This window comes from Segatella copri, assembly GCF_002224675.1.
GTDB classification, from domain to species: domain Bacteria; phylum Bacteroidota; class Bacteroidia; order Bacteroidales; family Bacteroidaceae; genus Prevotella; species Prevotella copri_U.
In genome coordinates this window covers 121,136-141,591 of the sequence record NZ_NMPZ01000004.1, presented here as the reverse complement: position 1 = coordinate 141,591, position 20,456 = coordinate 121,136, and the positions used below count along the sequence as shown (strand labels likewise).

The 20,456-nt window shown below is 41.9% G+C and carries 15 protein-coding genes; 6 read left to right on the top strand and 9 right to left on the bottom strand.

What is annotated here, in order from left to right; all coding sequences use genetic code 11:
- Position 1: 1 nt before the first annotated feature.
- Together CFT61_RS04035 and CFT61_RS04030 are read left to right on the top strand one after the other, a co-directional pair.
- Entirely contained in the window at positions 2 to 2,221 is a 2,220-nt protein-coding gene (locus tag CFT61_RS04035) for a type IV secretory system conjugative DNA transfer family protein (protein WP_089543187.1), read from the top strand.
- Between the two features lie 280 nt (positions 2,222 to 2,501).
- A complete protein-coding gene (locus tag CFT61_RS04030) occupies positions 2,502 to 5,120 on the top strand; it encodes a UvrD-helicase domain-containing protein (protein ID WP_089543224.1) in 2,619 nt (872 codons plus the stop codon).
- Positions 5,121 to 5,252: 132 nt separating this feature from the next.
- Here CFT61_RS04030 and CFT61_RS04025 read toward each other — a convergent pair whose 3' ends face one another.
- From CFT61_RS04025 to CFT61_RS04005, 4 genes are all read right to left on the bottom strand, one after another.
- Positions 5,253 to 6,245, bottom strand: a complete 993-nt coding sequence (locus tag CFT61_RS04025) for a DnaB-like helicase C-terminal domain-containing protein (RefSeq protein ID WP_089543186.1) — start codon at positions 6,243 to 6,245, stop codon at positions 5,253 to 5,255.
- A 264-nt stretch (positions 6,246 to 6,509) separates the two neighbouring features.
- Positions 6,510 to 6,995, bottom strand: coding sequence for a hypothetical protein (locus CFT61_RS04015; protein WP_142990549.1), 486 nt, complete (start codon positions 6,993 to 6,995; stop codon positions 6,510 to 6,512).
- A gap of 393 nt (positions 6,996 to 7,388) precedes the next feature.
- A complete protein-coding gene (locus CFT61_RS04010; RefSeq protein ID WP_089543184.1) occupies positions 7,389 to 7,679 on the bottom strand; it encodes an HU family DNA-binding protein in 291 nt (96 codons plus the stop codon).
- A gap of 120 nt (positions 7,680 to 7,799) precedes the next feature.
- Entirely contained in the window at positions 7,800 to 10,499 is a 2,700-nt protein-coding gene (locus tag CFT61_RS04005; RefSeq protein ID WP_089543183.1) for a hypothetical protein, read from the bottom strand.
- A gap of 282 nt (positions 10,500 to 10,781) precedes the next feature.
- On the opposite strand from CFT61_RS04005, the gene CFT61_RS04000 reads away from it, so the two are divergent.
- Together CFT61_RS04000 and CFT61_RS03995 are read left to right on the top strand one after the other, a co-directional pair.
- Positions 10,782 to 11,327, top strand: a complete 546-nt coding sequence (locus tag CFT61_RS04000; protein WP_142990548.1) for a hypothetical protein — start codon at positions 10,782 to 10,784, stop codon at positions 11,325 to 11,327.
- 369 nt (positions 11,328 to 11,696) lie between these two features.
- Positions 11,697 to 12,119 carry a glycoside hydrolase family 9 protein gene (locus CFT61_RS03995; RefSeq protein ID WP_217899082.1) on the top strand — a complete coding sequence of 141 codons (423 nt, stop codon included), beginning with the start codon at positions 11,697 to 11,699 and terminating at the stop codon, positions 12,117 to 12,119.
- 90 nt (positions 12,120 to 12,209) lie between these two features.
- Here CFT61_RS03995 and CFT61_RS03990 read toward each other — a convergent pair whose 3' ends face one another.
- The 4 genes from CFT61_RS03990 to CFT61_RS03975 all read right to left on the bottom strand — a co-directional run bounded on the left by CFT61_RS03990 (position 12,210) and on the right by CFT61_RS03975 (position 17,307).
- The gene (locus tag CFT61_RS03990) at positions 12,210 to 13,343 is read right to left on the bottom strand and encodes an HIRAN domain-containing protein (RefSeq protein ID WP_089543180.1); all 1,134 of its coding nucleotides are present in this window, start codon (positions 13,341 to 13,343) and stop codon (positions 12,210 to 12,212) included.
- A 16-nt stretch (positions 13,344 to 13,359) separates the two neighbouring features.
- The gene (locus CFT61_RS17180; RefSeq protein WP_254918842.1) at positions 13,360 to 15,066 is read right to left on the bottom strand and encodes a radical SAM protein; all 1,707 of its coding nucleotides are present in this window, start codon (positions 15,064 to 15,066) and stop codon (positions 13,360 to 13,362) included.
- A 63-nt stretch (positions 15,067 to 15,129) separates the two neighbouring features.
- Positions 15,130 to 15,795 carry a hypothetical protein gene (locus tag CFT61_RS03980; RefSeq protein WP_089543179.1) on the bottom strand — a complete coding sequence of 222 codons (666 nt, stop codon included), beginning with the start codon at positions 15,793 to 15,795 and terminating at the stop codon, positions 15,130 to 15,132.
- 285 nt (positions 15,796 to 16,080) lie between these two features.
- Positions 16,081 to 17,307 carry a carcinine hydrolase/isopenicillin-N N-acyltransferase family protein gene (locus tag CFT61_RS03975; protein WP_254918841.1) on the bottom strand — a complete coding sequence of 409 codons (1,227 nt, stop codon included), beginning with the start codon at positions 17,305 to 17,307 and terminating at the stop codon, positions 16,081 to 16,083.
- Positions 17,308 to 17,499: 192 nt separating this feature from the next.
- On the opposite strand from CFT61_RS03975, the gene CFT61_RS03970 reads away from it, so the two are divergent.
- Positions 17,500 to 17,943 carry a DUF1016 N-terminal domain-containing protein gene (locus CFT61_RS03970; RefSeq protein ID WP_089543222.1) on the top strand — a complete coding sequence of 148 codons (444 nt, stop codon included), beginning with the start codon at positions 17,500 to 17,502 and terminating at the stop codon, positions 17,941 to 17,943.
- Positions 17,944 to 18,125: 182 nt separating this feature from the next.
- On the top strand, positions 18,126 to 18,263 hold the full coding sequence (locus tag CFT61_RS16830) for a hypothetical protein (RefSeq protein WP_176425491.1): 138 nt from the start codon (positions 18,126 to 18,128) through the stop codon (positions 18,261 to 18,263).
- Between the two features lie 153 nt (positions 18,264 to 18,416).
- On the opposite strand, the gene CFT61_RS03960 is transcribed toward CFT61_RS16830, so the two are convergent.
- Positions 18,417 to 20,417 (bottom strand): glycoside hydrolase family 97 protein, encoded by a 2,001-nt coding sequence (locus CFT61_RS03960; protein WP_089543176.1) that lies wholly within the window; start codon positions 20,415 to 20,417, stop codon positions 18,417 to 18,419.
- Between the last annotated feature and the right edge of the window lie 39 nt (positions 20,418 to 20,456).

Genomic DNA, 20,456 nt, shown 5'->3' with positions numbered 1-20,456 from the left:
AATGGAAGAATCAAAAGAATTACAGGGAACCTATACCCTCTTTAGGGGCGTCATTTACGTGACACTCCTGCTGGAATTCTTCATGTATGCCTTCAGCCCCGAAGACCTGGACTTCCTGGGAGGCATCATTACGGGTATCCACAGCCAACTCCAGCATCTGTCTGTGTATCAGTTCCTGCCCTACAGCAAAATCGTGACCCTGATCATGGTCATCATCACCTGCATCGGCACCAAGAACAAGAAGCAGATCGAGTATGATGCCAGGCGCATGGTCTTCTGGCCTATATCCTCCGGCCTCCTGATTACCCTTTTGTCCGTGGGTATCTACTACTGGGACTGGAACTTCAAGATAGGAATCCTGAGGGGAAACATCTGGCTATATATGCTGCTCTCCATAGTAGGAACGATTCTGGTACATGTAGCCCTGGACAACATTTCCAAATACTTCAGAAGCGGCATGCTCAAAGACCGTTTCAACCTGGAGAACGAGAGTTTCGAGCAATCTACAGAATGCGTCAGCAACGCCTACTCCGTAAATATCCCGATGCGATTCTACTACCAGGGGAAGTTCCGACATGGCTGGATCAACATCATCAATCCCTTCAGAGGAACATGGGTTGTGGGAACTCCTGGTTCCGGTAAGACCTTCTCGGTGATAGAACCCTATATCAGACAGCACTCCCAAAAGGGCTTCTCCATGGTGGTGTATGACTATAAGTTCCCCACTCTGGCCACCAAGCTCTACTACCACTATAGAAAGAACAAGGAACAGAACAGACTCCCCGAAGGATGTAAGTTCCGAATCATCAACTTCGTTAACGTGGAATACAGCTGCAGGGTCAACCCTATCCAGCAAAAGTATATCGGCAACCTGGCTGCCGCCCAGGAAACTGCCGAAACCCTGATAGAATCTCTTCAGAAAGGTCAAAAAGGTTCAGGAGGAGGTAGCGACCAGTTCTTCCAGACATCCGCAACCAACTTCCTGGCTGCCTGTATCTACTTCTTCGTCAACTACGGCAAGAAGCCATACGATGAACAGGGTAATGAACTGGATGCAGAATATAGCGAAGACCCGGAGACACATCATAAGCGTCTTACAGGTAGAGTGTACGCAAAAGGTTGCCTGGGGCAGATGGATAAACTGGTAGAACCTGCCTACTGGAAAGGCCAGTACTCCGACATGCCCCATGTGCTATCCTTCCTGAACCATTCCTATGAGGAGATTTTCGAGGTTCTGGTCACAGACCCAGAGGTCTATCCACTCCTGGGACCATTCAAGACAGCCTTCGACAACAAAGCCATGGAACAGCTGGAAGGTATGATCGGTACGCTTCGAGTTCAGACATCGCGCCTAGCTACCAAGGAAGCCTACTGGGTGTTCAGCGGAGATGATTTCGACCTGAAGGTTTCTGATCCTAAAAATCCAAGCTATCTGCTTATCGCAAATGACCCGGAAATGGAAAGTATCATCGGAGCTCTGAATGCTTTGATTCTCAACCGACTGGTAACCCGAGTCAACAGTGGGCAGGGCAAGAACGTCCCTGTAAGCATCATTGTGGATGAGCTGCCGACTCTCTATTTCCACAAGATAGACCGTCTCATTGGTACTGCCCGAAGCAACAAGGTGGCAGTAACGCTTGGATTTCAGGAACTTCCACAGCTGGAAGCCGACTATGGTAAGGTGGGTAAAGACAAAATCATCACCACTGTGGGTAATGTCATCAGCGGTTCGGCCAGAAGCAAGGATACCCTGGATTGGCTCTCAGGTGATATCTTCGGTAAGGTTGTCCAGCTCAAAAAGGGTATCACCATTGATAGAGACCGTACATCCATCAACCTCAATGAGAACATGGATAGCCTGGTACCAGCTTCAAAAATCAGTGACATGGCATCCGGTTGGATCTGCGGACAGACAGCCAGAGACTTCACTGTTACCAAAACCGGCAAGAACGGCTCCATGAATATCCAAGAAGCAGAAGAGTTCAAAACCTCCAAGTTCTTCTGCAAGACAAACTTCAACATGGACGAGATCAAGGCAGAGGAAGCAGACTACAAGAACTACCCTCTCCCCATATTCTATAACTTCAAGTCCACTGATGCCAAAGAACGTATCTTCTATAACAACTTCAACCGCATCGATCAGGAAGTGAAAGATATGATCAAGAAGATACAGACAGAATTCGGCAAGTCAGGAAAAATGGAAGCTCCTGCGTCCAAATAACTATGGATAGGAGTCCGCATTTTGCAGAGTCCTATCCATAAACCTTTATGTTTTTGCATCATATCACTATCTTAAAACAATTGTTTCAACTATTAACTATGACGATATTGCTCGTCAATTCAAGAACATATTTTTCCATGAGCCATCTTTTTCAGTCTTAGAGTTCTATTGTATCAGTTTTTTTATTACCTTTGCAGCAGAAAAAAGATGAAAACAATCAGTATCATGAATCTATCTGATTAGAAGTAAGAAAACATTAATTGAATCTATAATGACAGATATGTCCATAGACATACCGATAGTTCTCGGATTAGCAGCCATCATTGTGATAGCTGTCAGTTTGTACGTCTGCATCAGAAGACGGCTTCAAGCTATCGTGAAGGATAAAAATGAATCAATCACAGAAGAGCTCTATGGTTATGACGCAGGAAAGAGACAGCTAGAAAATGAAATAAACGAGAGGCCCAAGAGTCATGATGACATAAATGATTTCGTTGAGAGCAAGTTTGCTGACTCTTTCATTACCCATGAAAATGAAAGAGAAATTAAAGACTTCTTCAATCCCCTCTACGTGGAACTTAGCTCACTCCTTAAAAGAATGAATATCTTTTCCATCACAGATGAAAAGATAACAGACTTCATCTATCAATATGAACACATATCCAACCTGGTTAAGCAGCACAATGCTCAGCAGGAAGATAGAAACATCAAAGCTACGAAGGATTTCTTTGACCATATCCTCAAGTATCCTTTGGACCTGCAACAGAGAAAGGCTATCATTTCAGAGGAAGACAATTGCCTGGTAGTAAGCAGTGCTGGCAGTGGCAAGACCTCCTCTATAGTAGGAAAGGTCAAATATCTAACTGAAATCAAGCACGTAGATCCCAAAAAGATCTTGCTCATCAGCTATACCAACAAGGCTGCAGCTGAATTGACAGACAGAATGGATATCCAGGGGCTAAGAGGTTATACCTTCCATAAACTGGCATTGGATATCATCGCCAGAGAGCAGAAAGCCAAACCGAGCATCTGTGACAATACAGATTCTCTCTTTGTTTCAATCTTCCATCAACTCCTTGAGGATGAAAAATTCAAGCAGGCAATTCTGGTATATTTCATCGATTACCAGGTACAGGAAACTGATGAGGAGAAAAGATTAAAGCAAAAACGCCAAAAACTTGCCTCCATGAAAGATAACAGGATCAAGGCTGTAATGCCAGACATGGATGGCAAACCTGTTTACGTAAGAAGTGAAGAGGAGAAAAAGCTATGCTTTGTTCTTTCCTCTCTTGGGCTCAAATTCAGATATGAAGAAGCTTATGAGCATCAGGTCTTAGACGAATATCATAGCCAGTACAGACCTGATTTCAGTATCCACTATGAAAAAAATGGCATTCAGAAGCGACTCTACCTGGAGAATTTTGGAGTGGACGAGCACGGTATGGTTCCCATGTGGTTTGCTGAAAGCAAAGGCATTTCATACGAGGAATGCAATAAGCGATATGGCGATGGGATCACCTGGAAAAGAGAACTCCACAGAAAGTTTGGTACCACGCTCATAGAAACCAGCAGTGCTGATTTCCATTATTTCGATATAGCAGAAAAAGTGAAGAAGCTTTTAAAGAAAGAAGGTGTTCCATTTGCAGAAATACCAGGAGAAAAGCTCTATGATATGGTTCTGCCTAAAAACAGCAAGGAGGAAAAGGTATTCATCCGCCTCGCAGTTACCTTCATTACACTGATGAAAACCAACTGCAAGAGTATTTCTGAAATCAGGAACCTGGCCAATAAGGCACATGACGAGAGAAGCCTATTCATCATTGATAACATCATCTGCCCAGTGTATGAGAAGTATGTGGAGTGTATGGAGAATAGCCAGCAGAAGGATTTTACTGACATCATCCTTGAAGCTACCAAGCTCTGTGAGAAATGGCAACAAAGTCCTTATGAGTATATCATTGTAGATGAGTTCCAGGATATATCCATGGATCGATACAGATTTCTGCAAGCCCTGAGAAAAGGTGAACCTAAGTCCAAGCTCTTCTGTGTGGGAGATGACTGGCAATCCATCTACCGATTCTCCGGAAGTGACCTCTCTTTGTTTACGGATTTCGAAAGCTTCTTTGGGCATACGGACTTGAAAAAGATAGAAACCACCTATCGATTCGGTAATCCTCTGGTAAAACTGTCTTCTGAGTTCATCCAGAGGAACCCGGTACAGATAGCAAAGCACATCTCTCCATTCAATGAATCGGCCCATACAGATATGCTGTTCTATGAATATGACAGATATAACTATGCATTTACTGTCAGCAGTATCATAGCCAGCATTCCAAGTGACAAATCCGTATTCCTCCTTGGTAGATATTCCTTTGATGACTACTATCTGTCCCATAACTTCCAAAGCGTGAAAAGAGGCAACAAGTTCTTCTATATCATCAACGGAAGGGAAATAGAGTTCCTCACGGTTCATAAGTCAAAGGGACTGGAGGCAGATTATGTCATCTTGCTTCAATGCAATAAAGATACCTTTGGTTTTCCATCTTTGATGAATGATGATCCTATTCTCAATCTCATTCTTGGCAAGGGTGATGAATACCCTTATGGAGAGGAGCGGCGTTTGTTCTATGTGGCAATCACAAGAGCCAAGACAAGAACATTCATCATGTACCACACCAAGTGTCCTTCCGTCTTCGTAACGGAATTCCTCCATCCAGAAAGACTCAAAGAGGATTATAGCCCTCATAGGAATGCCAATAAACGATGGGGCAGAAAGGGAGATGCATATCTCTTGAAGCTATTCTCAGATGGCATGAGTATCAAGCAGATCTCTCAACTCATGGGACGTAGTCAGACATCAATAGTCATGCGCCTTCTGAAGCTGGGTGTCAGCTTTTAACTTACAGGAGAAATTCAAAAAAGAAAAATGTGCAGACTAAATAACTAGGTCTGCACATTTTATATATTCCTTATGCTGAACAAAGCTATTAAGACTCCCTGTCACTACCAAATATTTGGAAAATACCAACCATCAAAACGGTAGCGGACCCAAAGAATCAGATAAAGGAGGTGGTGGTGGAATGCTACCCTTCTTCTTTAACGGATCTGAAACTTCAAAACCCATGTTATCAACCAGATCGGATGCATCACTCATCAAACCAGTAGAAGTATTGAACTTGGCATAGCAACGTCCCAAAGGTCCCAGTCGATTCTTGGGCACACTTATCTCTATCAGACCATGAAGGTCATTTCCCCGCTCATCCGAATAAATATGATAATACTCTGGACGATGCAACAAGATAACCATATCACTGTCATCTGCCACAGTTCCACTATCCCTCAAATCAGCCAGACGCGGACGTTTCTCCTCCAATCCTTCACCATCAATCCTGTGACGATTCAACTGGGAAAGAATGACCACAGGAACCTCCAGCTCCTTAGCCAGCTCTTTCAAGCGGCGAGTGATGTAGTTCAAGTCAAGATAACGATTGTCTGAATATCCGTCCCTTGCATTGAGCAGCTGTACATAATCAATGAATATGATATGTATGTCATGCTTTTCCTTAACCTCACGGGCCATCTCACACAACTTGTCTATATGATTAATCATCTTGGCTTCCAGATATATGTGAGCATTTTCTGCAGATCTTGATAGCTTATCGAAGGCCACCCATTCGTCAGCATTGAGTTCTCTTGAATTCAATGCCGTAGTCTTGATATTGCAGACAATAGACAGGAGTCTATTGGTCCAAGAAGTATATGTACCCTCTAAAGAAAAGAAGAGCACAGGATGTTGCTGCTTGATGGCAAATTCATTAACCAGATTGAGCGCAAAAGAGGTTTTCCCCATTCCGCACATTCCCCCAATCGTCACCAATGTACCCGAATAGAAGTTCCTCAAGAGTTCATCAAGATGCCTGATACCACTTCTAAAGGTGTTGAAATTCTTGTTAGCTGCCGCATTAATAAGTTGATATCCAACAGTCTGCAGCAGCTGAGATATGGGTTTGACGTTTTCTTCCATTTTCTATATTTTAAAAAATCATATATTAAACCTATCATTTACCAAAAAGGAATTTGAGTACATCCCCAAGTCCAAAAGTGGTTCTGCGATACACCCTATTATAGAGAGATTTCTTGGGATTGGTCAGCAAGCCTATCCCTCTTCTCCCATAACCAGGAATGATAGCACGTTGATTGCACGCTTGGCTCTTCCAGTAGTTCTGGCAGAGATACTGCGCTTAAGTGATGGTGTTCTAAATCCGAATTTCATGATCTTCACCTCCAATTATCTTTTTGATTTACTACTACTCTCCCAATAAGAATATGAAGAACTCTTAGACGGCATTCTTCCCCTTACCTGTCCTCTGCCAGTAACCTGACCATACTTGTCACGATAGGTGATGGTACCCTTGTTACCAGAATGACGATAAGTGCTGGTTCCAGTTTTCTGTCCATATCTATCCTTGTAAACAGTAGTGGTGGTTGGTGAAAATGCCCCCTTTGTCCTGCTGATGGAAGTACCTGTTTTCTGGCCATACTTATCACGATAAATAGTAGTGGTCTTGCCTAAAGGATTGGTCCTGGTTTCCGAGGTTCCAGTCACCACTCCATACTTGTCTCTGTAGACAGTGGTAGTTTTTCCACCACGCACTCTGGTTTCAGATGTACCCTGGTATTCCCCAAACTTTCCTCTGATAGTTTCCTTAAGAGTCTGAGCCTGCAACCCCATGGAAAACATCAATGTGATCAATAAGAAATAACCCTGTTTCATAAGCTACTTTTTTAAGTTAGCGGACGACCATATCCGTTTTCAGACTGTAAAAGTACAAAAATTATAGATACGGCGTCACATTTTTCTTCATTATTTGCCACAAAGGTAGAAAAAATCAGTGCATCCTATCTGCACAGCGCTAAAAAACATAAGATTTTTCGATTTCATCGCAAACTATCAAGTTGTCCTCATGCTATAACCATCATGAGCTTATTCTTAAATGCAGCTTCAAATACAAAAAGAATGTTTGAATTAGCCAAACTTAATATGTTAAAGTATAGTTATCGATGTAACTTTTAAGTGATGTGTAGACCAGGCAGAAATGAAAAACAAAAAAGCCACCAGATAACTCTGATGGCTCACCGATTTGAGATATAAACTAACTATCCTAACTTACTCATTACTATGCTTGCGAGAGAAGTATGGAAGGCTATCTGAAGCCTTGAATACCACCTTGTCACGAGCTGCAATGGTAATCTTCTCGCCTGTTGCAGGATTAACACCCTGGCGTTCCGCTACATGCTTGATGGAGAAACGGCCGAAATCAGGGATGGAAATCTCTCCATCTCCCTCCACGATGTTATCAGCCATCACACCCATCAGAGCGTTAAAGAACTTGGAGGCATCAGTCTTTGTGATGCCAGCCTTCTCAGCAAATGCTGCTACAATCTGTGTCTTATTCATTATTCTAATTTTTAAAAATGTTGTGCAAAAATACTAAAAACGATTGACATGAGCAAGTTATTCCTATGAAAACTACTTTCAAGCCCTACTCCAACCTTCAAAAGAGCCTACAGCTTAGCATTAGAATCTCCTTTGGCAGTGTGGACACATCTTAATCTCGCTATTATGTTCATCCTTTGTAATTAAAATCTGAGATCCACAGTTAGGACAGAAAAATATGTTCTTATCATTATGTCCATTACCCAACATCGCATTCAGTTTTTCCGGCACTGGTTTACCTGCCAATATATAGAGTTGCACCTGCCTTGCATACATGTTATCATCACAGCATGACAGACAATCAGGACAAATGTACCAGTTGTTTGGACATTGTTTTGTATCCCTAGAATCAATCAATCCTTTCTTGCACCTGAAGCAAAAATTCAGATATATTGACTTCCCATGCTCTGGGCAAAAAGGATTGACACAAGAGAAGTAATTGTATCGATTGAATCCACGACTCTTGTTTGCAAACATCAAATGTCCGCATCCTCTACACTTTAATCTTCTAAACTTTTGTAGCACTCTGTTTGCTATTGCAATGAAAGTACGCACAGCATCATCCGGCTCGTATCCAGCTTCTTTTAAATGTAATTTTGGATACCCTATAATTTCAGCCAAATGATATAAGGAGTACTGATACCATCTTACCCTGCTATCAAGAGATTGGTTATTCAAATTATTATGAAAGCATTCATTACCTCTACACCAGAAATATGGTAAATTGATGGCAAAGAAATTTACGTCATTCTGTTTTGGAGCACATAAAGGCACAAACTTAGTATTTAAAGACCTTCTTACCAAGAAATCATCGGAATAGTTATTACCTTTATCAGAAAACGCTTCCCTGAAATAAAACTTATTGATAATATCTGTCAGAACATTCTTTTGATATGGAATCTCGAAATATTCACCATTGAACTCATTTGTACCCAATATAGACTTTAAAGATTCAACGCATCTCTTTGAAATTTCATCAGAAACAAGCTGGCGATATTTCTCTTCTGCAGCCATATATCCAGATGAATGTTCATTTCCGAGTTCAGCTTCAGAAAGAGTCTGGCTTACCTCCTTCCAAAATCCGAATATATCAAGATTTTTATCAGCCTTAATTTTCTGGCGAGGCATAATACGAACCTTCAAGATGTCCCAAAATTCTTCAAGTACTTTAATTTCAAAAGTCTTTTGTTTATATGAAGGAACCAAGAACTCTCCATTACCTAAACAAGTGTATTGAGAAACTAAGTACATAACATACTGACGAAAGTTTTCAATTGAGATCATATCCCAGGAAATAACTGCACCATGGCCAAAATTCGGACTTGTCTGCAACGCTTCGAATTTTTCTTTCTTTATAAATACTTTTAAGCAAGGTACATTTTTGTCAACCACCCATTTATCAGGATACAGTTTAAAATCTACACAACTTAATTGCCAACCAGTCTTTCCATGTTTCTTTAAACATTGTTTACTTAACTCCATATCTAGAAAAGAGCCATCACCATACTTGCATACAGGATATTTTAATCGGTCAAAATAACTATCAAGAAAACTTTTAATAACTACCTCTAAGCCTTCCATGTCATCAAGTCTACTCTGATTTATCTTACAAATATACTGATAATCAATAAAGCCCTTAAAACTATTATTGATTATAACTCCATGATTACAGGAGGGCAAAATTTTATCTAGCTTCCAATCCACAGCAGGATGAGAAGAATCACAATGAGTAATAGCAAAATCCAAAATACCATTGAAACTCTGAAACTCTTTTCCTTTGGTATTATACAGAGTCAAAATGGTATCGCACAATAATGGCACTGTTAATACAACATCATCATTAGGTGTGTTGATACCATATCGGTAACGGATAAAACTATCATACTTATTATCAATGAACTGCTTGATGAGTTCGCAATCGAATCTAGTATTCCCCAATCTCACATCATGAAAGTATCGTTTCACTATCAATAATCTAACAGACTCAGAAACCAGAGAAAATAAAGACGGCAAAATAGAGTAATCATCAAACGATTCATCCGTCATAAACCACTTACGAAGTTTTATCAAAGGATTATTTGTCTTTTCAGCAGATGAATCAACGAGGGGCTTATTACTCATGACAAAATCTACCAGTGAAAAGAGATTGGAATTCTCTTTGTCTATCTCATTTTCACGATAAAAATCCAGAGCCTCCACCAACATAGCTGGCATATATATATCATATCTTACGCCGAATTCCTCGCAAACACCAGTCAATACCTTTTGCTTATTTCTCGATAGGCATCGTCCATGCTGTCTCAAGAGATCAAGAACATAAGAACGTGATTGAGCATTAGGTATTTTACGTAATACACTTATAAGAGTCTGTTGGGAGATAGAACACTTATCCAAAACCCATATCAATGTTACGAATGAATACTTGTCCTCCTGATTCATGCTTCTTGAAACGCAATCAAATAAAATTGCACTTAAATCCTCTTCTGATGGAACGACATCATGAAAGTACATAGTAACCTCATTTTTATTCATTTGTCCGTCTTTATCAGAAACAAACTCTGCCCGTTCAACCTTACATAAACAATAGCCCAAGTTTCGATTTCCAAAATTATCAACAGAAAATTCTATTTTATCTTTATGATTAACTGAAACCCATTTATAATGAACTTCCTGTTTACCTCTATTATCATAACTTTTTTCTGCATGAAGTTTGATGAAGAAAAAAGGATGTTTCCTCATTTCTTCATAAAGGGAATTTTCTATTCTTATTGAATTCTGCATAAGCTATTAAGATTGTAATTGTCATACAAAAATAGTTATTAAATTTTAGAATAGAAACTAATTACTTAAATATTATGATTTTTTATACGAAGGGCTATGAAAAACAAGCACTACTCACAAATCCCTACTACTAAATAGGGAAAATCCACCTTCCATTTAGAGTATCTCCCTTTGTCATCCCGCTAAATCGCCGTATCTTTGCAACCATAATCAAGAGACAGAAGATGTCTCGATGATACTGTAGAAGTAATTTGAATAGTAACCCTTTAAAGAACATGAGTTATGAAAAGATTGATAATGACAATGGTAATGGCAGCAGTCATGAGCATGACCGTTTCTGCACAGAGAATCGATAACACCATCAAGGAGGCACGCATCCTCACAGACAAGATGGCAGAAGAATTGAGCTTGAATAACTGGCAAAGAGAGAAGGCTTACCAGATGAACCTCAACTATCTGAGCAGCATCAATAGCCACCGCGATATCCACTCACAAAATTGGAACCAGCGCAACTCCCAACTTAAGGGTATTCTCAGCTCTGCTCAATGGAAACTCTACAAGAAAGCAAGCTATTTCTACCAGCCAATCAGCTGGAAAAAGGGAGCATACGTACATAACATCTATGCAAGATACCCAAATGCAGGTCATACTTTTGGGGGCAATAGAGGCAACAAAAATGTTGCGACCACTGCTCCTAGTGGAAGACGCCCAGAAATCATAGCAAGACCACAGCAGCCAAACTATACGGCATACCATAAAAATGATAGCAAGTTAAATGGCACAAACTCTGCCAACACTTCTAGAAGCTTTGGCAGCATGAAAAGATAAATAATATATCAACAAATAAAACGTGAATATTATGTGTTAAGGCAGGTTGAGACAACATTACTCTCACCTGCCTTTTTTGTTTCTAATCATCTATCAATCAACTTTCTGGACGTCCTTTCTCAATATCATTTTCGCAAAAAGGTTTATTTGAAAACAAACATGCAAACATGTTTGCTTCCAAACATACATGAAAACAAGTCATTTGTTCCAAAGATTAATATCTAACAGCAGGATAACTCCCTCACAGCAGGGAACAATTTAATTTTTGTTTAACCACATTAAGAAAAAAAACGAACTAACCAACACAAAATCATGGAAAAGTCATAACAGTTTGTTCCAGATGAATTCAGCATTCCATCCTGTGGTAATGTGGCAGGTCTGGGCATCTTCCAATGGGTAAAAAACGCTGAAAGCTGCCTGGGAAGAGGCATTGCCCAAATGTACAAGTATGCCCTTACAAAGGGCAACAAATATAGGCAAGCCGCCCTTTCCACCTTAGACTATTTCTTTGGTCGCAACGCCACAGACTATTGCTACCTGACAGGCTTCGGCACCCAGAGGGTCATGAATATCCACCACCGTATCTCAGCAGCAGATAATGTCAAGGAACCTGTACCAGGCCTAGTGGCTGGAGGAGCCAACAAGGGACAGGAAGATGCTGAATTCGTACCAGCCTATGCTTCCAACATACCAGATGAATCCTACCAGGATAACGTCGGCAGCTATGCCTCAAACGAAATTGCCATCAACAGGAACGCCTATCTGGTGTCCCTGCTTGGATGGATAAACTAACAGGAAATTGGAGATTATTCATAGAAAGACCAAAAGGGGGAGAGAACCAAATTCCTCTCCCACCTTAACGCTATAAATCTCAACTGTAAATCAATCGTCAATACCCAATATTTCTTTTATTCTCAATGTGGCAGCCTTCGCTAACCTCTGCTCCGGGCCCCAACTGAAGGTTTCTGCCTTACCTTTCAAGATTTCATCCATCACCTCTTCACCCACGGAAACCGGTCCCTTGATATTGGTAAGAACAAAAGGGCAACAGTCATCTTTCATGATGATTTCATGCTTCCCTTTTACAAACGGATAGCATTCTTCATCCACTGCTAATACCATCATCAAATATAGCCTATAGCTGCCATCATCCTCTTGACAGAAGAATATGATACGCTCTCCTTTTTCTGGCAAATCATGATCAAAAGTCGGTAAGCAGCACCATCGATAATAAGCCATGCCCTCCTCATAGAGATTCATCTCCAAAGCTCCCCATTGACCTGGGCTCAGGCTCATCGCTCTAAAAAGTCCCTTACTTTCTTCTTTTTCTTCCCTAAGCGTGTCTTCCTTGGATTTTATGGTGATGATGATACGCAGCTTCTCGTATTCACTCTTGGGATTAATTTTAGAAATATAAGCATCAAATGCCCTTTCCCATCCCATATCCATCATGCTAGCCAAGGCTGCATTGTCTTCCCTAGGAACATAGCCTAATATATCAGAAAAGTCCAAGTCCTCAGGTTCCAGAAGAGAAGGATCATTTAAAGAAACGGCCACGGCATTCTCATCATGCTTGTTATCACGATCTCTCATCAAATGTACCTTCCTACCCACAAAGATCGTGTCAAGCATGTCATCTACATGGTGATACGACGTACCTGCAACCCTGCACTCCAAAAACACTCTGCCATCTGGAGACTCAATAGGTGAAGGATCATCTGGCCTATTGAATACTTCCATCATCCCAACAATCCCACTATCATGTACCTCCTCTATACTCTGATCGGTAAACTCCTCAACCAGTTTCTGAAGAGTCTTGTCAGAAGCAATGGAATCAATTCCCTTCTTTTCAAGCTGCTTCTGAAGGGCATAAAGTTCCTCATCACACTTGAGACAACTGCCCATGCAGCTGCCCTCATGCGTACACTCAGAAGGCTCATAGTCAAGCCCATATTTCTTAGCCACGTATTTGCGGATCTTCTTGAGAATCTCGCACTTGTCCTTCCCTTTCTTCATATATCACGTTAAGTTATTATTTTCTGTTTAACACTAAATACTCAAACTCCTGTATATCCTTAAATCCCAAGATCTTAACTTGCTCAATACTACGTTTAACATCTTCATCCGTATTGAAGCCAGGAATGTGGGGAACCCTGATGGTCACATTGTCAACAATCCCATACTGCTTCAAATAGCAGAGTTGATGAGCTGAGTCACCTACCCTCCCTGTATATTTCTCCCTAATTCGAGGATTCATATCCTTGATGTCTACTATCCAATGGTCCACTATAGGTGCAAGCAACTCAATGTTATGAGGATGACAGGCCAAGGCTGTCTCCACCGTTATCTTCCACCTCGTTCCACAAAGCTTTCTGAACTCCATGATGAATTCCGGATGTTCCAGCGGTTCCCCTCCACCAAAACAGACTCCCCCACCGGTTGCCTGAAAATAGATATTGTCTTTCTTCACCCTATCATAAAGCTGCTGAGGAGACAAAATAAGGATACCCTTACCAGGTGTAATCCCATCGTCTTCATATACTGCTCCATGACACCTCTCATTCAGACAATACTTGCATCTAAGCTGACACCCCATAAAGGTTACCAATGTAGTCACTCCCTTCCCATCGATACCCATTCTTAAGGGGCTCACACCAAAGAAGGGCTGCAGAAGACTGTCTGAACCAGGCAATCTGTCAATGGCATAATCATCACTAACACGATTCCAACGATACTCTACTGAATATAGTGCTTCTTGAATTGCCCCTAACTGATAACCAGCCTCTTCTGAAGCCTGTAATTCCACAATTCTAAAGGGTCCATCAGACATGGAAGAAAGTTTGAAACGGTTCAACACCCGACAACTTCTATATACATATATATAACCATCATCCAGATAAAACCCATACCTATCATCAAAAGTGGGCTGAAACGCCTTTAAGATTCGCCTGCGCAGCTCCCTGGAAATGATCTTGTCCACATAAGGATTAGCAACATCCTTCCAAACATGTCGTTCAACATTCGTCATAGCACTGTTCTTGGCAAAGAATGTCCTACCTGCCCTGTATAATGCCTGAAATCTAGAAGGAACATTCACAAGACCTGTCAAACTACACCCTTTTCCATACTTAGCCTTCACCATATACCTGTCACAGCCATACATGGCATCGGCTAAAGCACCTACCAGAATACCATTCAAATGTCTGTCACCCGGCAACTCCATTGCTCGATGTAAGGCACTGCCAAAATCATAGGAAGAGTAGAAAGCACCCCATGCCCGAATCAGAACACCCAGGATGGAACTTTGCTCATTCCATGAAATATCCTCAACGAACCCCTTGAAGGAAGATACATTCTCCACCATCAAGGCATCTTTCTTGGAGGCACCATGACGAAGAGCAAAGATGAGCTTCCACATAAATGCTCCAGCATACCAATCCTCCTTGTCATAAGTAAAACCATACTCCTGATATGCAGAAGCAGTCTCAGCCTCTGTATCATAGAGCCATCCAATTGCAATGGCGCGCAACACGGTAGCCTCAGGAGAAATACGCATGCCTAGACTTTCATGAACCTTGATATCACTTCCTCTCACCTGGGCAAGAGTATCCGCCATCAAAAGCATCTCCTTCATCATCTTTGAAGGAGATGCCTCTGACGATACAAGCTTCCTAAAAAAGAGATCTTTGTCCTGTTCCCAAGTCCAGGCTGCCAAATCTCCTAAAATAGCACCATTCATACCCTATAAGAACACAGTAAATAATACGTCAAAACCAATAAAATACTACCGTCTATAAACACATTATTTATCTAAGGAAACTTCATCAGCCATTGATGTCTCACCACGCATTCCTTTATAGATATAATTAACTGCTTGAAACTCCTGACTATCAATATCATAGGCTGCAATAATCTCTTTCATATCTTTATCAAAGATATAAAGCATGTTGCCACCCACGATTTGTCCGGCATTATTTTCCGCTCTGTATGTATGAATGGCCTTAAACCCAATGAAAGTCACATCCTGATCTTTCAAAGTTCTCAATTCCTTCCCTAATTTTTCACCTTCTTTTTCGGCTTTCACCTTCTTGGCTAAAACTGCATCATACTTAGCCTTATATTCCTTGTAATTCTGACGACCAAAAGCTGACTGATAAGGTCCTTGCCAAAGAGACATACTCGTTCTTAATTGACTGGCTTCTTCTTCACAATCAGAAACCAAGATACCCAGCTTCGCAACCTTAAGCGTCTTTTCATAAAAAGAAGGATCATCATATGGTGCAAATGCACTGTCCAGTTGAGTACTTGAAGGAGCATAAGTATCTGGATAGTATAATGTGCTTTGCAGATTATCCTTGATTAAAGCTTCAGCCTTCTCTTTAGGTGACTGAGAACAAGCTGCCAACAATAATGTGCAGGCAGAAAGAAATAGGATTCTTCTCATAGGTAAATTATTAATTGTCTTCATTAGTTATGGCTTTACCGTGATGTCGAGGGCTAAAATGCGACATTAAGCAACTGTGAGACGTGCACTGCTGCCATCATCATGATTACAGGGCAAAGTTAAACAAAAAATTGGTGTTTGCCAAATATCCAGCAATGTTTTTGATCAAAAAGGAGTGATTTCCCCAAAATCTTTCTCAAAATAGCACGCAAGATAACCCGAACAGAGAAAGTATAAAAAAACAACCCCTGCCTGATAAGAAATCAAGCAGGGGAAATCTTTCATGAACGATATTTGTAAGGAAGAGCTTCAGATACCAAAATGCTTCTGATATTCATCTATAATGAAGCTATCCACCCATTTGTAATAGGCATCCACTTCCTTCGTTGGATAACTCTTGGACCTTCTGATCTTATCAATCAACACTTCACCTCGAGAAACAATCTCACTCTCAATCGGCTCTATCAGCTGTAGGATACCTGTACCTTTTTTGTTGATGAGCTGAGCAATATCGATGTAATTGCTTCTGCTTTTGGTACGAAGAGGAAACAATCTCTCCTTGAGCTTAAAACCATAATGACATAACAGGCTACCTCCGTCTTCACCTTTGAGTACCACCTTTGGAAGTACCCCGGAAGGAGTGATCATCAGTGGTATGGCGACAGTGGCAAGTGGAGAACCGATGATGTTCCATCCTATGGTAAACAAAGGATTCTCTCCTTCCTTTACACCCTGAATCAACTCTGCAGAGGCTGTAAGATAGCGGGGAATGTAATCTATGAAGGGAAAGAACGTCTGCTGAGAATCATCTTCCGGCTCCAGGTTATTCAAATCAATGTGGGTCAATCCATGCTTCAGTAAGCGTGGTACAGTACGCAATATATGCACGGCATCCAGATTATTTGAGAAACTTGCCTGTGTCATATACTCATTGATGGCCATGTAGCGCTCAGCTCCTGCATCCAGCTTTCTGTCACCAATAAAACCATGATTGGTCCTGATAAGGTATCCGTAAGGAGCAACCGATGGGTCATTACAATCAAACTTCTTGCATTGCTTGACTCCCACCTCATAATAGGCACAACCACCCTCGGCATCTATAACCCCGAAGTTGGAATTGGAGTTTCTGGGACTGATACTGTCTATCAGGTTCTCAAAATCCTGAAGAGTGGCACAGATTTCCAGAGCTCTTCTCATGATGATGCCATCCTTCTCGTCACTTATCTTACTGTCGCCATTCAGATTGTAGGCAGCAGTGTTGATGATGGCAAAGCCCTTCTCATTATGCCCTGACCAGACACTCTCCGGCAAGGAATCAGAAGCAGAGGCAACTGCAATATACCTGTACTTCTCTCCCTTTCGCTGAACAATCAGGTTATCCAAGGATGGAGTATCACGGTTCTTCAAAATGAAAGGCCTACCATCCTTGGAAACCTTACCCGATACTAGAACTGAGGTACATGCCTTTATATTATTATAATAAGGTGAAGTACCCAATAGCAACATCGCAACCAATACAATTGGTATTCTAACCATACTCTTTTAAATCTTTAATGAAACCATTTTCTTTTCGGATGCAAAAATACTAAAAAAATCTGAGAAGAGCAATACAACGAATAAGTTAATCTCTCTTACCATAAATCTGTGTAGCAGCCCTAGCGTTCCATCCTTTCATGGATGAATTCATCTACAGCAGTCCCCTCTGTAAAATGTTTCCTCAAAGCATCTATGATTCTATCGTTGATACCAACAGCAGTAGCAAACTCCTCCAAATCAAGTGGATTAAAGACTATCATCAATACTGCCCGCACCAATGCCGTACGCAGAGTTGACTTCTGCCGAGTACAAATGTACTGGGCAATAGGACAGCGTATTGTTGAAAAGGAACAACAGGGAAAAGAACGTGCCGAATACGGAACTTATCTTATAAAGAACCTTGCCAAAGAGATAGAGCCAGAATATGGAAGCGGATTTGGTGTACGCCAACCGGAACGTTGTCGCCAGTTTTATACTATCTATCCAATTGCGTCCACACTGCGGACGCAATTGAATTGGTATCAATATAAGCAACTTATTGCTATTCCCGACCTCGACAAACGAGAGTATTACGAACTGGAAGCTGCCAACGAGGGTTGGTCTGGTCAAAACACGACAATTGCTGAAATTGCCTGAAAAAAAACAGGGCTAAAGTATCGCGTCTGTATGCAGAATTAGTAGATGAAAATGCATTTTTGAAAACAGACGACAGTAAAACTAACAATGTGAAATACAGAAGAATAAGAAAATCATCGTTTGCAGTTTCGTTTGCGGTTTTGCTTCTAAAAACAAAATTTGCAAACAGAATGCAAACAGGAATGACAAAAATGAAAGCCATGAAACAAGAGATACCAACACCTGCATCAATCCGCAAGGCATACGTGGAAGAATATCTGAAACGCAGACCGGATGCAGAGGAGTTTGAGTTTTATGAGGCTATCATGATACATCAATGAGACTTCTCGGCTCAAAAACCGAGAAGTCTCATTTTTATTATTTTCTTATATATCAAGTATTTAAAGCCTATTTTTCAAGCAAAAATGAGACTTTGATACTTTTTTCGAGAAAAAACTTTTTCACGTAGGCAATCGAAGCCTTAAACATGAAGATTATTCGATGATGATACCGCCATTAGGCTGAATCACCACCTTTGCCTTACCATTCTTTCCAACCTTCAAGGTCTTCTTGACAGAAGTGAAGAACTTATCGCCCTTCTTCTTTGGCTGGTCGGTGATATAAGTCACCGTCTTACCGGCAAACATCGGCAAATCCAAGGTTAGAGCCAGAGGCTTGTCTGTGGCATTCAGACCGCCCACAAACCATCTGCCGGCAGTAAGCGCAGCACCGGAACCATTCTCTACACTCGACTTGCGAGCCACTACTGCATACTTTGTTGGATAACCGGCAATAAACTTGGTATCCTCCCATGCAGTTGGTACATTCTTGAGCCAATCCAACTCCCACTGTGGTACATCCTGCAAATTGTTAGGATAGAGACAGATGCAGTTTACGCTGCTCTGATTGGTGATGGCTGTAGCCATCTCAAACACATCGCTGGTATAACGCTGGTGGCGGCTCTTGTTGTCCTTAGAGAAATACTTGTTCATCATCACACCACCCCAGTCGAAGCTGGCAACGGCATTTCTTGAGAACGGATGCATCGTCATCTCGAAGGCCTCTTTCTTGGCATGATAATCCGTGAAATATACATTCTCTGAAGCCAGGGCAGCCTCACTCGAAACATAGTTAGGATACATACGCTCCCAGCCACGAGGCATGGTGCAGCCATGGAAGATGACCTCCAAGCCATAATCGTTGGCATCGCTGAGGATATCCTCGTAAAGCTTCATCGTCTCCTGCTTGTCGCCACCGAAGAAATCCACCTTGATGCCTACCACGCCAATCTTCTTCATCCAAGCCATCTCCTTCTTGCGGGCGATGGAATTGTTCATAATCTGGCGAGGTGTCTGAGGAGCATCATTCTCGAAACCGTTAGAATTGTACCAGAGCATCAGGCTTACCTTCTTGCTCTTGGCATACTTGCTCAACTCTTCGATGCGCTTTCTGCCAATCTGCTTGTCCCACCAGTTATCTACCAGTACCGCCTCGTAACCCTGGGCTGCAGCCACATCCACCATCTTCACCTGGTCATCATAGTTGATGGAACCGTCCTGCCAGATGAGCCAGCTCCAGGTATAACGGGAAGGCTTGTAAGTCTGACTTGCCTCATACAATGGCTTAACTACATCGTAAGGAATAGTGGTCTCTACGACAGGAGCCAGCGATGAACCTACGGTGATGGTACGCCAAGGAGTCTCGCCCGGCAATGGGATACCGGCATATTCAGAACCGATGCCATTGTTCTCACCCTTCTGAGGGAAGGCGATGGTATAGCCCTTGCCCGGCTCGTAATCAGAAAGACGGCAGCCTGGATAAGCGCTCGACACACCGGTTTCGCTGACCAATACCCATCCGTCGCTGCCCACCTTGAAGAGACATGGGAAGGTATAGCCCACACCGAACTGCGACTTCACGTTCATCGGAGCATCCGGAGTATATTCTTCCTCGTAAGATGGCTTGGTGCGCTCCCAACCGGTCATCGGAGTAATCTGAGGACAGAGGAAGGTGGTGGTCTTCTCCGGGAAATTGAATCCGCTCACCTCGTTATATATAATCACCGACTTAGGATTATCCTTCTTAGGACGGCTCATCTCATACTTGTAGGCGATGTCGTTGTTGCTTACATGAAGATGAAGGGTCATGGAATCCTTCTTGCTGTTGAGGAAACCGATGGTAGCATCCACCACATCCTTCTGGATATCACTCTTCTTGATACGGGTCATCTTGTAGGCAAGCGGCTTCACTTCCCCACCCTTCAGGATGCCCATGGTGAGATCCTTTGAAAAATCCCCATAATTGGCAACCAGTCCGAGCGCCGAAGTTCCCAGCATCTGTTTGCCATTGTAATCTACCGTGTAGGAAGCCTTGCCTCCCTCACAAGCAACATTCACTACCAATTTACCGTCTGGCGACTTCACTGTATAGCTGTTAGCCTGCATACCCAAAGCAGCAAGCAACAAAATACCAGCGATACTCATTTTTTGCTTCATATTATTTCCTTCTTAGGTTTGATTTATTTTAATGCTTGC